The organism is Pseudomonas sp. GW456-12-1-14-TSB6, from assembly GCF_059424205.1.
Map to the genome: position 1 here is coordinate 134,389 of NZ_JBWKZE010000016.1, position 14,211 is coordinate 148,599.

At 60.5% G+C, this 14,211-nt stretch carries 13 protein-coding genes and 1 pseudogene; 7 read left to right on the forward strand and 7 right to left on the reverse strand.

Annotated elements, in window-relative coordinates; genetic code table 11:
• Positions 1-18 precede the first annotated feature (18 nt).
• Together macA and AC07Y2_RS16835 are read left to right on the forward strand one after the other, a co-directional pair.
• Positions 19-1,167 (forward strand): macrolide transporter subunit MacA, encoded by a 1,149-nt coding sequence (gene macA / locus AC07Y2_RS16830; RefSeq protein WP_074687877.1) that lies wholly within the window; start codon positions 19-21, stop codon positions 1,165-1,167.
• A 2-nt stretch (positions 1,168-1,169) separates the two neighbouring features.
• On the forward strand, positions 1,170-3,125 hold the full coding sequence (locus AC07Y2_RS16835) for a MacB family efflux pump subunit (RefSeq protein ID WP_085667792.1): 1,956 nt from the start codon (positions 1,170-1,172) through the stop codon (positions 3,123-3,125).
• Between the two features lie 65 nt (positions 3,126-3,190).
• Here AC07Y2_RS16835 and AC07Y2_RS16840 read toward each other — a convergent pair whose 3' ends face one another.
• Complete coding sequence (locus AC07Y2_RS16840; RefSeq protein ID WP_074687879.1) at positions 3,191-3,961, reverse strand: helix-turn-helix transcriptional regulator; 771 nt, start codon at positions 3,959-3,961, stop codon at positions 3,191-3,193.
• Positions 3,962-4,216: 255 nt separating this feature from the next.
• Here AC07Y2_RS16840 and AC07Y2_RS16845 point away from each other — a divergent pair, with 255 nt between their 5' ends.
• Positions 4,217-4,444, forward strand: coding sequence for a hypothetical protein (locus tag AC07Y2_RS16845; RefSeq protein WP_052266591.1), 228 nt, complete (start codon positions 4,217-4,219; stop codon positions 4,442-4,444).
• Between the two features lie 16 nt (positions 4,445-4,460).
• Here the strand turns inward: AC07Y2_RS16845 and glcF are convergent, their stop codons facing one another.
• Genes glcF through glcD form a run of 3 tightly spaced genes read right to left on the reverse strand, consistent with a single transcriptional unit; the run spans position 4,461 to position 8,245 of the window.
• The gene (glcF, locus tag AC07Y2_RS16850) at positions 4,461-5,678 is read right to left on the reverse strand and encodes a glycolate oxidase subunit GlcF (RefSeq protein WP_103386467.1); all 1,218 of its coding nucleotides are present in this window, start codon (positions 5,676-5,678) and stop codon (positions 4,461-4,463) included.
• A 3-nt stretch (positions 5,679-5,681) separates the two neighbouring features.
• Positions 5,682-6,746, reverse strand: a complete 1,065-nt coding sequence (glcE, locus tag AC07Y2_RS16855; RefSeq protein WP_103386466.1) for a glycolate oxidase subunit GlcE — start codon at positions 6,744-6,746, stop codon at positions 5,682-5,684.
• Entirely contained in the window at positions 6,746-8,245 is a 1,500-nt protein-coding gene (gene glcD / locus AC07Y2_RS16860; protein ID WP_103386465.1) for a glycolate oxidase subunit GlcD, read from the reverse strand. Before glcD ends, glcE begins: the two co-directional genes overlap by 1 nt.
• A 153-nt stretch (positions 8,246-8,398) precedes the next feature.
• Between glcD and AC07Y2_RS16865 the strand changes: the two are divergent.
• From AC07Y2_RS16865 to AC07Y2_RS16875, 3 genes and pseudogenes are all read left to right on the forward strand, one after another.
• Positions 8,399-8,473, forward strand: a pseudogene (locus AC07Y2_RS16865) (LysE family translocator); the annotation flags it as partial.
• Positions 8,474-8,614: 141 nt separating this feature from the next.
• Positions 8,615-9,742 (forward strand): saccharopine dehydrogenase family protein, encoded by a 1,128-nt coding sequence (locus tag AC07Y2_RS16870; protein ID WP_085667789.1) that lies wholly within the window; start codon positions 8,615-8,617, stop codon positions 9,740-9,742.
• Positions 9,743-9,744: 2 nt separating this feature from the next.
• Positions 9,745-10,236, forward strand: coding sequence for a DUF2269 family protein (locus tag AC07Y2_RS16875; RefSeq protein ID WP_039770753.1), 492 nt, complete (start codon positions 9,745-9,747; stop codon positions 10,234-10,236).
• Positions 10,237-10,293: 57 nt separating this feature from the next.
• On the opposite strand, the gene yghU is transcribed toward AC07Y2_RS16875, so the two are convergent.
• From yghU to AC07Y2_RS16890, 3 genes are all read right to left on the reverse strand, one after another.
• Positions 10,294-11,133: a glutathione-dependent disulfide-bond oxidoreductase gene (gene yghU, locus AC07Y2_RS16880; protein WP_103386464.1), complete on the reverse strand. Its 840-nt coding sequence runs from the start codon at positions 11,131-11,133 to the stop codon at positions 10,294-10,296.
• Positions 11,134-11,325: 192 nt separating this feature from the next.
• Complete coding sequence (locus tag AC07Y2_RS16885) at positions 11,326-11,802, reverse strand: PA2171 family ribosome-binding persister protein (RefSeq protein ID WP_103386463.1); 477 nt, start codon at positions 11,800-11,802, stop codon at positions 11,326-11,328.
• A gap of 242 nt (positions 11,803-12,044) precedes the next feature.
• Positions 12,045-12,887, reverse strand: coding sequence for a helix-turn-helix transcriptional regulator (locus AC07Y2_RS16890; RefSeq protein ID WP_103386462.1), 843 nt, complete (start codon positions 12,885-12,887; stop codon positions 12,045-12,047).
• A 94-nt stretch (positions 12,888-12,981) separates the two neighbouring features.
• On the opposite strand from AC07Y2_RS16890, the gene AC07Y2_RS16895 reads away from it, so the two are divergent.
• Positions 12,982-13,938, forward strand: coding sequence for a threonine dehydratase (locus AC07Y2_RS16895; protein WP_103386461.1), 957 nt, complete (start codon positions 12,982-12,984; stop codon positions 13,936-13,938).
• Positions 13,939-14,211: the final 273 nt, after the last annotated feature.

A 14,211-nucleotide genomic window follows, 5' to 3' on the forward strand; every position in this document is an offset into this window, starting at 1 on the left:
ACGGAATTGTGGTCATTTATGGAACAGTCGAAGGTGCGCAAAGTCGGTCTGGGAATCGCGTTGACGCTGGTGGCCGGGTTGGTGTTCTACACGGTGCAGGCGCCGGCCGAAGCACCGCAATACCTGACCGCCACGGTCGAACGCGCTGACATTGAAAACGCAGTGCTGGCCACCGGTTTGCTGGAGGGCATCAAGCAGGTGGACGTCGGTGCCCAGGTTTCGGGGCAGTTGAAGTCGCTGAAGGTCAAGGTCGGCGACAAGGTCAAGAAGGGCCAGTGGCTGGCGGAAATCGATCCGTTGGTGCTGCAGAACACCCTGCGTCAGGCACAGGTCGATGAGGAGAATCTGCAAGCCCAACGCCGGGCGACCCAGGCTCAACTGCGCCAGACCAAGGCCATCTACGAGCGCTATCAGAACCTGCAGGAGGACGCCTCGATCTCGCGGCAGGATTTCGAAACCGCGCAATCGAACTACGAAGTGCAGCAGGCCAATCTGTTGTCGCTGGACGCACAGATCAAGAGTGCACACATCCAGATCGACACCGCCAAGGTCAATCTGGCCTACACGCGGATCGTCGCGCCCATCGATGGCGACGTGGTGGGCATCGTGACCCAGGAAGGCCAGACCGTGATCGCCAACCAGCTGGCGCCGATCCTGCTCAAACTGGCGGACCTGGACACCATGACCGTCAAGGCTCAGGTGTCGGAGGCCGATGTCATTCACATTGCACCGGGGCAGGAGGTGTACTTCACCATTCTTGGTGAGGACAAACGTTATTACGGCAAACTGCGCGGCACTGAGCCTGCGCCGCAGAACTTCCTCGAAACCCCGCCCGCCGGCACGCCGAAGCAGAACACCGCGGTGTTCTATAACGCGCTGTTCGAGGTGCCGAATCCCGATCACCGTTTGCGTATTTCCATGACCGCTCAGGTGCGGGTGGTGCTCGACACCGCCAAATCGGTGCTGACGATTCCGGTCGCCGCGCTGGGCCCACGCAACAGCGATGGCAGCTTCCCGGTGCGGGTGCTGGACGCCAAGGGCCAGGCGCAGTCGCGCAATGTGCAGACCGGGATCAACAACAACGTCAAGGTGCAGGTCAACGAAGGCCTGGCCGAAGGCGACCGGGTGGTGATCGGTGATCCGGTGACGAAAGTGGCAGGGGCATGAGCATGAGCGAACCTCTGCTGCAACTGACCGGCATCAGCCGCAGCTTCACGGCTGGCGATCGCGAATTCCTCGCGCTGAAGAACATCAACCTGACGATCAATGCCGGGGAAATGGTCGCGATCATCGGCGCCTCGGGTTCCGGCAAATCGACCCTGATGAACATCCTCGGCTGCCTCGATTACGCTACGGCCGGCAGCTACAGGATCAACGGCCGGGAAACCCGCGATCTGGACAGTCAGGCGCTGGCCGAACTGCGTCGCGACTATTTCGGCTTCATCTTCCAGCGCTACCACTTGCTGCCGCACTTGAGCGCGATGCACAACGTCGAGATGCCGGCAATCTACGCCGGCACGCCGGAACCACAACGTCATGCGCGAGCCCGTGAATTGTTGGCGCGCCTTGGGCTGGAAGGGCACCTGACCCATCGCCCGAGCCAGCTGTCGGGCGGTCAGCAGCAGCGGGTCAGTATCGCTCGGGCGCTGATGAACGGCGGCGAAGTGATTCTCGCGGACGAGCCGACCGGCGCCCTCGACACCACCAGTGGCAAGGAGGTGATGCGCATCCTGCTGGAGCTGCACGCGGCCGGGCACACGGTGATTCTGGTGACCCATGACCCCAAGGTCGCGGCCAATGCCGAGCGCATCATTGAGGTCAGTGACGGCGAAATCCTTAGCGACCGTCGCAACGAGCGCGACAGCACGGCATTGAGCAATGAGGACGCGGTCCCCAAATCCACGGGGGCGCGGCGTCTGGTGGCCAGCCTCGGGTTGTTCAAGGAGGCCTTCAACATGGCCTGGGTCGCGCTGATTTCCCATCGGATGCGCACACTGCTGACCATGCTCGGGATCGTCATCGGCATCACCTCGGTGGTGTCGATTTCGGCCATCGGCGAAGGAGCCAAGCGCTATGTACTCAAGGACATTCAGGCCATCGGCAGCAACACCATCGATATCTATTCCGGCACCAGTTTCGGCGACAGCCGTTCGGCGGCCATCGAAACCCTGGTGCCGGCGGATGTAACGGCGCTCAACCAGCTGTACTACGTCGACAGCGCCACGCCGGTGGTCGGGCGCAATCTGTTGCTGCGCTATCGCAATATCGACCTCGATGCGCAGGTCAACGGGGTCAGCGATCTGTACTTCCAGGTGCGCGGAATCAAGATGGAGTCGGGCATTGCGTTCAGCGAAAACGATGCCCGACGCCAGGCGCAGGTGGTGGTGATCGATCACAACACCCGCCAACGGTTGTTCGGCGAGGGAGTCGATCCGCTGGGACAGGTGATCCTGATCGGCAACCTGCCGTGCACCGTGATCGGTGTGGCGGCAGAAAAGAAGAACATCTTCTCGTCGAGCAAGTCGCTCAACGTCTGGGTGCCTTACGAAACCGCAGCCGGGCGGCTGTTGGGCCAGCGTTACCTGGACAGCATCAGCGTGCGGATCAAGGACGGCCAACCGAGCAAGGTCGTGGAAGACAACGTCAACAAACTGATGCTGCAGCGCCACGGCACCAAGGATTTCTTCACCAACAACCTCGACAGCGTCATGCAGACGGTGCAGAAAACCAGCCGCTCACTGGCGCTGTTGCTGTCGCTGATTGCAGTGATTTCGCTGGTGGTCGGCGGCATCGGGGTGATGAACATCATGCTGGTATCGGTCACCGAACGGACCCGCGAGATCGGTATCCGAATGGCGGTCGGGGCGCGGCAGTCGGACATTCGTCAGCAGTTTCTGGTGGAGGCGGTGATGGTCTGTCTGCTGGGCGGGGCGATTGGAATCTCGTTGAGTTACGCCATCGGCCACCTGTTTTCGCTGTTCATCAAGGAATGGGAAATGGTGTTCTCGTTGAGCTCGGTGTTGACGGCGGTGATCTGCTCGACGCTGATCGGCATCGTGTTCGGCTTTGTGCCGGCGCGCAATGCATCGCGGCTCGACCCGATCGAGGCGTTGGCGCGGGACTGAGGGCCGGACATGAAAAAAACCGCCGTCCCTGGCAGGACGGCGGTTTTTTACCGGCGTGTGATCGATCAGGCCGCGTTGGACGGGTCGCAGGCGGCCGGGCAGTCCTCAGGCGAATACATCCAGCGCATCAGCGAATGGCGGCCGCTGATTCCCAGTTTGATGGCAGCACGTTTGAGGTAGCTCTCGACGGTATTGACCTTCAGTTGCAATTGCTCGGCCAGTTCAGGCGCGGTGCGCCCGGCCAGCAGACCGACGCACACTTCCAGTTCACGGTTGGACAGGCTCAGGCCCAGTTGCTGCACGCGCTCGCAAAAACGCAGGCGCAGGGTTTCAAGGCCTTGAAGCGAGGCTTCGGTCGCTGCGGCTTGCGCCTCGGGATCCGCACTCGCCGGTTGCAGCGCGTGGATGTGCTTTTCCACCATCGGCAGCAACACCGGGGAGATGTCCTGCAACAGACTGCGCTCGCGCGCGGAGAAGCGCTTCGACGGTCCGCAGCGGTACACGGAAATCACATAACGGTAACCGTCCTTGCGCCGGGTCAGGTGCAACTGCGAAGCATCGGTGACCGTGGAGGGTTCGGGGGCGGGCACGTCACTGTTGCCGGGATCGGTGCTCAGTTCGGAATACACCGTCTCGGCCGTCAGGGTTGCCTCTTTGGGGCATTCCGGCTCGGTGCGCGGTTGCGTACGTGCGACCGGCTCCACGCGCATCTGCCGGATGTGTGTGGCATCCACGGCCAGTTGGGTGAGGATCAGGTCGTGCAGCATCCGCGGAAAATGCCGGCTGCCGGTGCTGGCGATGACTTTGCCGATGTGAGGGAACAGGTGTGAGTTCATGTGTTTCATCCATGAGTAGCAATGGGGGAATTGCGCTTTCCCGAGTCTCCTGCGGATATCCTTGGCCGGCGACCTCAAATCGGGAAATTTGGATCCTATCCTAGTACAACGTTTGAGCGACCGTTTAATGAAGGGGTTATTAGCTCATAACGAACATTGAGTGCCGCAACCGCATTGCCTTCCACTCGTCGCATGTATCGAACGACGCAGAACCGAACCGGCTCTACCCGATGTCATCTTCGCGAGGCATTCGATATGTTTGATCAACGCAAAAAAGAGTCCCTGTCGGCCTGGCGCAATCTGGCAACACAGTCCCGGGAGCAGCTCGACCCACAGGATCAATATGATGAGTTGCTCAAGGGGGCCGACGAGATGCTGGAGCAGGGACTTATCAACGCTTCCGAGTGGCGGCAGTTGGTGCGCGATGCAGGCCACATCTTTATCCGTCACGAAGACTTGTCTGCGCCACCGCTTGAAGGGTAGCAGGCACTCCGGACATTCAGCGGCAATGCGCGTCCACCAGTTCGATCCAGTGCCTGACGGGCGTGCGGCCGGCGCCATCGAGGTGTGCCTGACAGCCGATGTTGGCGGTGGCGATGATCTCGGGATGACCACTCTCCAGCGCAGCGAGTTTGTTGTCGCGCAGTGACCTGGCCAGCGCCGGTTGGGTGATCGAGTAAGTACCTGCCGAGCCGCAGCACAGATGAGCGTCGGGGACCGCAGTCAGGTCGAAGCCCAGTCGGACCAGCACCGACTCCACCACACCGCCAAGTTTCTGCGCGTGCTGCAAGGTGCAGGGGCAATGGAAAGCCACACGTTGATTGGCGTGGATGCCTAAGGATTCGAGCGGCTCTTCGCGCAGCACCTCAACCAGATCTTTTGCCAGCGCGCTGACGGCTTTGGCCTTTTCGGCATAAGTTGGATCGGCGCGAAGCAAATGCCCGTAATCCTTGATGAACGCACCACAACCGCTGGCGGTCTGCACGATCGCCTCGGCACCCTGTTCGATGGCCGGCCACCACGCATCAATGTTGTGGCGGGCGCGCTCAAGGCCGGTGGCCTGGGCGTCAAGGTGATAATCCACCGCGCCGCAACAGCCAGCCTCGCGGGCAGGAATCACGCTGATGCCCAGACGATCCAGCACCCGCGCCGCTGCGGCATTGGTGTTGGGTGACAGGCCCGGTTGCACGCAACCCTCCAGCATCAGCACTTGCCGGGCATGGCGGATGCCGGGATCTGATGCAGGCATTACCGGGTTGCGTGGCAGCTTGTCTTGCAAGGCGTCGGGCAACCATCTGCGCAACATCTGACCGCCGTTGATCAACCCTTTGAACAACCGTGGATTGGGCACGATATTTCGCAGCCCTTCACGTAACAGGCGCTGCCCGAGCGGACGCGGGACGGCGGCGTCCACCACCGCCCGGCCGATGTCGAGCAGGTTGTGATAGTCCACGCCCGAAGGGCAGGTGGTTTCACAGTTGCGACACGACAGGCAACGATCCAGGTGTTGCTGGGTTTTCGCCGTGACTTCGTTGCCCTCAAGCACTTGCTTGATCAAGTAAATGCGTCCGCGCGGGCCGTCCAGTTCATCGCCGAGCAATTGATAAGTCGGGCAGGTCGCGTTGCAGAATCCGCAATGAACGCACGTGCGCAGGATGCTTTCGGCCTCTTCGGCGCGGGGCAGTTGCCGGGCTTGCGGGCTGAGGGTGGTCTGCATGGCTCAAAGCTCCGCGTACAGACGCCCGGGATTGAAAATGCCCCGGGGGTCGAGTTGTCGTTTGAGTTGGCGGTGATAGTGCAGCAGGGGGGGCGCCAGAGGATGGAACGGTTCGTCGATCAGGCCGTGGTTGTAGCAGGTCGCATGCCCGCCGACGTCACCGACGACTTTGCGAATGATCGCAGCTTCGGCCGTCGATTTGAGCCAGCGTTGCGCGCCTCCCCAGTCAAGCCACTGCTCGCCGGGCAGGTTCAGCGGCGGCGTGTTCAGCGGCACGGACAGGCGCCAGAGCGGTTGGTCTTCGTCGAAGAAGCCCAGGCGTTGTTCGTTGAGATCGGCCCAGAACGAACTGTTGAGCGGCTCGCCGCCAAGGCGATCATGGGCCGCCGCCACCGAACCTTCGCCACCCTCCAGGCGCAAGTGCAATTGCCGGCCGTCGTGACACGCGGCGCTGATCGGCAACGGCTGCTGGCCCCATTCGGCCAGACGCAGCAACGCCTGTTCGCTGGGCATTTCCAGACTGAGGCTCAGGCACGCTCGCGGTTTGGGCAGCACCTTGAGCGAGACTTCGGTGATCACGCCCAGTGAGCCATAACTGCCGGTCATCAGGCGCGACACGTCATAGCCGGCGACGTTCTTCATGACTTCGCCACCGAAGCGCAGGTGTTTGCCATGACCGGTGATGATTCGCGTGCCCAGCACGAAATCGCGCACCGATCCCGACCAGGGCCTACGCGGCCCGGACAGGCCCGTGGCGACCATGCCGCCGACCGTGGCATCGTCGGCGAAGGCGGGTGGTTCGCACGCCAGCATCTGTTGCGAAGCGTCCAGCACGGCCAGCATTTCCACTAGTGGAGTGCCGCAGCGTGCGGTGATCACCAGTTCGGTCGGGTCGTAGCTGACGATGCCGCGATGGGCGCGAGTGTCGAGAATCTCGCCACCGACGATGCGCCCGAGAAACGCCTTGCTGTTGGCGCCCTGGATGCGCAGCGGGGTAGCGTTTTCCAGTGCCCGGTTGACCTGTTCGAGCAGCGCGGCGCTGTCATCGAAATCCATCGCGTCGCCCATCAGAACCGCTCCAGTTCGGGGAAGGGCAGTTGCCCGTGGTGTACGTGCAGGGCGCCGAATTCGGCGCAGCGGTGCAGGGTCGGAATGTTTTTGCCGGGGTTGAGCAGGCCGCCGGGATCGAACGCGGCTTTGACGGCGTGGAACAGGTTCAGCTCATCGCTGTTGAACTGCGCGCACATCTGGTTGATTTTTTCCCGGCCCACGCCGTGTTCTCCGGTGATGCTGCCGCCGACCTTGACGCACAGTTCGAGGATCTTGCCACCCAGCGTTTCAGCACGCTCCAGCTCGCCGGGCTGGTTGGCGTCGAACAGAATCAGTGGATGCATGTTGCCGTCGCCGGCATGGAATACGTTGGCGACTCGCAGGCCGTATTCGGCTGAAAGCTGTGCAATCGCATGCAGTACGCCAGGCAACTCGCGGCGCGGGATGGTACCGTCCATGCAGTAATAGTCCGGCGACAACCGGCCCACGGCAGGGAAGGCATTCTTGCGCCCGGCCCAGAATCGCACGCGCTCGGCCTCGTCTCGGGCCTGGCGCAGTTCGGTGGCGCCGGCGTGTTCGAGCACTTGCCGGACCCGCGCGCAATCATCGTGGACATCGGCTTCAACGCCATCGAGTTCACAAAGCAGAATGGCCTCGGCATCCACCGGATAACCGGCGTGGATGAAGTCTTCGGCAGCGCGGATCGCCAGGTTGTCCATCATTTCCAGGCCACCGGGAATGATGCCGGCCGCGATGATATCCGCCACGGCGCGGCCGGCCCTTTCCACGGAGTCGAACGCCGCCAGCAGCACTTTGGCCGTCTGCGGTTTGGGCAAGAGTTTGACCGTGACTTCGGTGATGACCCCGAGCAGGCCTTCGGAACCGGTGAACAGCGCCAACAGGTCGAAACCGGGGGAATCCAGTGCGTCCGAACCCAGCGTCAGGCGTTCGCCATCGACGGTGAGGATCTCGACCTTGAGCAGGTTGTGCACGGTCAAGCCGTACTTGAGGCAATGCACACCACCGGCGTTTTCCGCCACGTTGCCGCCGATCGAGCAGGCGATTTGCGAGGAAGGGTCAGGTGCGTAATACAGCCCGAACGGCGCGGCGGCCTGGGAAATCGCCAGGTTGCGCACACCGGGTTGCACCCGTGCAGTGCGGGCCTTTGGGTCGATCTGCAGGATGTTGTTGAAGCGCGCCATCACCAGCAGCACGCCTTTTTCCAGCGGCAAAGCACCGCCGGACAAACCGGTCCCCGCGCCCCTGGCCACCACCGGCACCCGTCGTTCATGGCAGATCTGCAACACGCCCTGAACTTCATCGATATGCCGTGGCAGTACCACCAGCAGCGGCGTGGTGCGGTAGGCCGAGAGGCCATCGCACTCGTACGGTTTCAGTTCCTCGCGCTGATGCAGCACGTCCAGGTCTGGCCATTGGTGCTGCAGGGCTTGCAGAAGCGCGACTTTGTCGACGTCGGGCAAGGCGCCGTCGACCTGTTCGTCGTAGAGAATGTTCATGATCGGTGGGCGACCCTCCGTTGTCGTTATTCGAGGTCGGTGCCGGTTTCCATCATTGGGCCGCTGACACCGAAAAGTAAAGCGTAGCGTCCGGTAGTTCGTTGTCCCGCGTGCTCCTGTAATATGCCGCCACTTCACCCCAATGAGCATGGAATGCACTCTCACTCGATTCTGGCCTTTACCCAGGTTGCCGCGATTGCCATTGCCAGCCCTGGACCCGAGCCGCTTAGCCTGCGCTGTCCCGTTGGGCCATCCGGGTGGTGAGACCGGTTCATCGGCTTCGGGGCTGCGATTCTGACGATGCGTCAGCAGGTGCGTAGCTCACAGAGGTACGACTGAAATCAATCAATCATTTCAAGGAAGCATTGCGTGGCACTTAGGGTTTTAGTGGTCGGCGGTTACGGGAATTTCGGCAGCATTGTCAGTCGGCATTTGATTGCGATGCCGGACATCACGCTAGTGATCTCCGGTCGCGACCCTCAGAAACTGATGCGCAAAGTCGACGAGCTGAAAACTCTGTCGGGCGTCGTCTGCGAGAGTTGGTGCGGCAATGCGATGGGGGACGGGCTTGAAGCGGTTCTGAAATCGATGAACATTCAACTGGTCATCCACACCGGGGGCCCGTTTCAAGGGCAATCCTATGCGGTCGCCGAGCGCTGCATAGACGCGGGTGTGCATTATTGCGACTTGTCCGACTGCCGAACGTTCGTCAACGGCATCGGAGCCCTCGATGCCCGCGCGAAACAGACTGGCGTGGCAATTCTCAGCGGTTGCAGTTCGGTGCCGACACTTTCATCGGCACTTATCGATGAGCATCAGTATCGCTTCTCTCGTATCGATTCGATCGAACATGGCATTTCCTCATCGGCGAAAATGCCGGGCCTTTCGACGGTTGAAGGTGTTCTGGCCTACGCCGGCAAGCCGATCAGGCAGCTCAGGAATGGCCAGGTTCATGAGGTGGCAGGCTGGCTCGACCTGACGTTGCGCAAGATGCCTCACCTGGGCGTTCGGGTGCTGGCGAATGTCGACGTGCCGGACATGGACATTTTTGCCAGCCGCTATGGTGCCCGAACCTTGAGTTTCAAGGCGGGTGCGGGCCTTAAGCTGGGTGGAGTGGCCAACGGCCTGTTCGCCCTGGCCCGCAGGTTTGGTGCGTTTCGTGATCATGTTCCCTGGGCGGCGCGGCTTCATCGTTGGGGCACCTGGTTCGAGCGATTCGGTGATGGCAAAAGCGCGATGTACATCGACGTGAAGGGGCTCGGCATCGACGGCAATCCGCTGGCCATGACGGTCCAGCTCACCGCCCGCAATGACAAGGGGCCGGAGATCCCGAGCTGCGCAGCCGTTGCCCTGGCTGCGAAAATCGCCCGGGGATATCGGCCCGAGGCTGGCGCGCGTCCTTGCGTGGGCGTGATCACTGTCGACGAATACATGGCAGCCATCAACGATCCGCAGAATCTGAGCCTGTCGATGCATTTCTCTGATGGGCAGAACTGACCGTGCTCTATCTGTGCCTCAAATACATTCACATCGTCGCCGCGGTTTTCCTGTTCGGATTCGGCATGGGCTCCTACCTCTACCTGATCGCCGCTAGCCGTACAGCCAACCCTTTGGTGATAGCGCACGTGTCGAGAATGGTCGTACGGTTCGACGCCTGGATCACCACGCCGGCGGGCTTTATCCAGATCGTGACGGGTTACGGGTTGACCAGGCTTGCCGGACTGCCTCTGACCACGGAATGGGTACTGACCTCCTTGATCATTTTCCTGTGCGTCGGGTCGCTCTGGTTACCGGTATTGGTGCTTCAGAAGCGTTTGTACATGATGGCGTCGAGCGCAGTCGAAACGGGGGGCGGGCTTGCCGATGAGTACCGTTGCGTGTACCGAAAATGGTTCTGGATGGGGGTTGCCGGTTTTCTGGGGATGTTCGTGATCGTGCTGCTGATGGTGACGAAGATGACGCCGGGACAGTGGGCTGACTTGTTGGTGTAGCGAACGCAACGCCCGATACAGACTTCGCACCGGACGTTGCGTCGTATCAGGTGAAGTTCAATCGAGATCGCTTGCTTGATGCCGTTCTGGAACCTGGCTCGCTTCATCGCCCCACGTCCGGTTGACGCGCTGGCCGCGAATCACCGCAGGTCGTTCGGCAATCTCTTGCGCCCAGCGCTGCACGTGGGTGTATTCATGGGCGCTCAGAAACTCGGCGGCGGAGTACACATTGTTGCGCACCAGTTGTCCGTACCACGGCCAGACCGCTATGTCGGCGATGGTGTAGTCGTTGCCGGCAAGGTAAAGGCTTTCGCTCAGGCGGCGATCGAGTACATCCAGCTGACGCTTGGCTTCCATGGTGAATCGATTGATCGGGTATTCGAGTTTTTCCGGCGCATACGCATAGAAATGCCCAAAGCCACCGCCCAGATACGGCGCAGCACCCATTTGCCAGAACAGCCAGTTCAGGGTTTCGGTGCGACCCGCCGGATCGGAGGGCAGGAAGGCGCCGAATTTCTCCGCCAGATACAACAGGATCGAGCCAGATTCGAACACGCGAATGGCCGGCTCCACGCTGCGGTCCAATAGAGCCGGAATTTTCGAGTTGGGGTTGATCTCGACAAAACCGCTGGAGAACTGGTCTCCTTCGTTGATGCGGATCAGCCAGGCATCGTATTCAGCGTCGGTGTAGCCAAGCGCCAGTAATTCCTCGAGCAGAATGGTCACCTTCACACCATTGGGCGTGGCCAGCGAGTAGAGCTGCAGCGGGTGCTTGCCGATCGGCAGCGTTTTTTCATGCGTCGGCCCGGCAATCGGGCGATTGATATTGGCGAATTGGCCGCCGGAAGGCGCGCTGTGTTTCCAGACCTTGGGTGGCACGTAAGACGTATTGCTCATGAAACGGACCTCATCGGTTAATGGCCGGAATGTTGTGAGCCCGAATGGGAACAGCGGGCTCATGACGAACAGCACACCACACAACGGCGTTTGAATGCCACCGGCGGGCGGATGAAAATTCGCGGGACTCGAGCGTGATATCAACCCAAAGAAAAGCCCGGCAGATGCCGGGCTTTCTGGGTTTCGGGAGCATCACGCCGCCACGTTGCCGGCCATCATTTCCTTTTTGTAGCTGGCTTTCATTGCTTCCATTTGTTCGCCCAGTTCATCGAGCTTCGCTTTGCCGAGGAGTTTTTTTGCCTGCGGAAACATCTCGGTTTCTTCCTCTTCGATGTGATGCTCCAGAAGCTCCTTGACCACTTTGACCCGGCCAGCGAACTCGGGCGTACCCGGATCAGTCAGTTTGAGGTCTGGCAGTACCAGCGAATCCACGGTGCGGTGCTCTTCCTTGGCTTCGAAGTACATGATGTCCTGTTCCTTGGTGCCGGCTTCCTTGAAGGCCGGATAAAGGATTTCCTCTTCGAGTCGGGTGTGGATCGAGATCTCCATTTCCAGTTTGCTCAGTAGCTCGACACGTTTTTTCAGGGCCCGGTCCGTCGATTCGCTGAGTTGACTCAGGATCCCTTTGACTTTCTCGTGGTCGGCTTTCAGAAGGTCGATCGCGTTCATGTTGGTTGCCTCTGCTATTCAGGGTTAGAACACAGTCCGATGTCTCTCGGCGCCGTGGATTCCCGAAGAACAACGCATTTGCCATGCCAGTCGCGCGTCCCGGCCAAAGGCGTCTGGATCAGGGGTTGTGCGGTAGCAGGGTTGAGGGGGTTCGTGCAGCCTGCATGAACGACGTGCAATCGGCATTGCAGAACACGACCCGAAGGGTTGTGGGCGTGATTTTTCGGATCAGAAGACAGCGATCACGACGGATGTTGTTTACCGGTGCTGGCGCTGTGGCAAGTACTTTTGCGCAATTGTGCCGGACTCACGCCAAGTCGTTGTTTGAAGGCACTTGTCAGGTGCGCCTGGGAATTGAATCCACAGGCCAGGGCGACCTGCGACAAGGCCGTTTTCCCGTCGCATATCATCGCCCGAGCCCTGGCCAGGCGCCGGTCGATCAAATAGCTATGGGGGCTTTTGCCCGTGGCTTGTTTGAAGGCGCGAGTGAAATAGCCTTCGGACAATTCGAGCAGGTGTGCCATCGACAGTACATCGAGCGGGCCACTGAGACCTGCGTCAATGAACTCATCCAGCCGTCGCATTCGGCTGTCGGTGATCGAGCCGCGGTGCACTGGCACGTCCTGAACGGCGGCGCGCTCAGCCAGCGCAAGCGCCCAGGTTTCCCAGTCATCGTCCCATTTGGGCTGCAACAGCGCGCTGCGCATTCGCTGGGCAAGAAGAATGGCCTGCGGGTCGGTGCGGTTGTTGAATGGCCGATCTCCGGCCAACGCATCCCCTTTGGTGCGGATGACCCGCAGGTATTCACCGCCCATGGGGGACTCGGACAACACATCACAGCCGACCGGGACGAACGCCAGGCCATTGGGCATCGCGTCGAAGGGACGTACCCGGTCAGTACCGATGGCATGCAGGCCGCGTTGGCTGTCGAAGGCAAAGCCAATCGCTGACTGGGTCGCCACGTAGCGTGCCGAGTAGGCTGCGCCGGGCAGCAATTCGATCGTCCACGAACCTGCCTCGATGCGACGGACCGGTTCCGCAAGGGGTGTGATGTGCTGACGGTTTCGATGACTCATGAGCGTCATAGTAGTGAAGGGATGGCATAAAAGTCAGGTTCGTTTTTTGAAAGCCGACGCGCCGCCTGCGTGCCTAGACTGGGGCAAAGCCAAGGAGACGCTCATGCATACAATCACGCGCGATGACCTCGAACACGCTGCCCGCCAGGTTTACCAGGTGATGCCAGCTACCGCCCAGTATCGCTGGCCTCTGCTGGCCGAGCGATTGGGATGCACCGTTTGGGTCAAGCACGAAAACCACACGCCGACCGGTGCCTTCAAGGTGCGCGGCGGCATTACCTTCATGAACTGGCTGCGCCGTGAGCACCCGAGCGTCAAAGGCATCGTTTCTGCGACGCGTGGCAATCATGGCCAAAGTCTTGCACTGGCAGCCAGTGCCGTGGGGCTGAGGGCATTGATCGTTGTGCCACAGGGCAACTCGCAGGAAAAGAACAACGCCATGCGCGGGTTCGGCGGTGAGGTGGTCGAGTACGGGCGTGACTTCGATGAAGCTCGCGAAGAGGCTGCTCGCCTGGCGCAGGAACATGACTTGTACCTGGTGCCGCCATTTCATGCCGAACTGGTCAAGGGCGTTGCGACGTATGCGCTTGAGCTGTTCAGTGCAGCGCCAGAGCTGGACACCGTCTATGTACCCATCGGCTGTGGTTCGGGAATCTGCGGTGTGATTGCTGCCCGGGATGTGTTGGGCCTGAGTACCGAGGTAGTAGGGGTGGTGTCGACGGAAGCAATGGCCGCCAAACTGTCTTTCGAAGCGAAAACGATCTGTGAAACCGCGTCGGCCAACACTTTTGCCGACGGCCTTGCCGTGCGCAGGCCTGTTGCCGAGGCGTTCGACATTTATAGGAAGGGGGCAGCGCGGATCGTCTCGGTAAGCGAAGATGAAATCGCCGAGGCCATGCGCGTGTATTACACCGATACCCATAACCTTGCTGAAGGGGCGGGCGCGTCCGCGTTGGCGGCCTTGATGCAGGAGCATGAAAGGCGGGAGGGGAAAACGGTCGGTGTGATTCTATCCGGGGGAAATGTTGATCGAGCGATCTATGCGGGGGTGATTGGATGATTGCTACCTTATATAGCCGGTACGGGGGGTAGTTTTCGCAAACGCGACCTGGCCTGTTGAGTATGGAAAAGAATTTTCACACGGGGGTTGACCACCTGTTTTGATCCTGTATTATTCGCCTCCCGCTAGCGAGCAACTTGAGTTGCTTCTAGCGCAAGTGATTGAATTCAAATGAAAATAATCACTTGACAGCAAATGAGGCTGCTGTAGAATGCGCGCCTCGGTTGAGACGAAAGATCTTAACCAACCGCTCTTTAACAACTGAATCAAGCA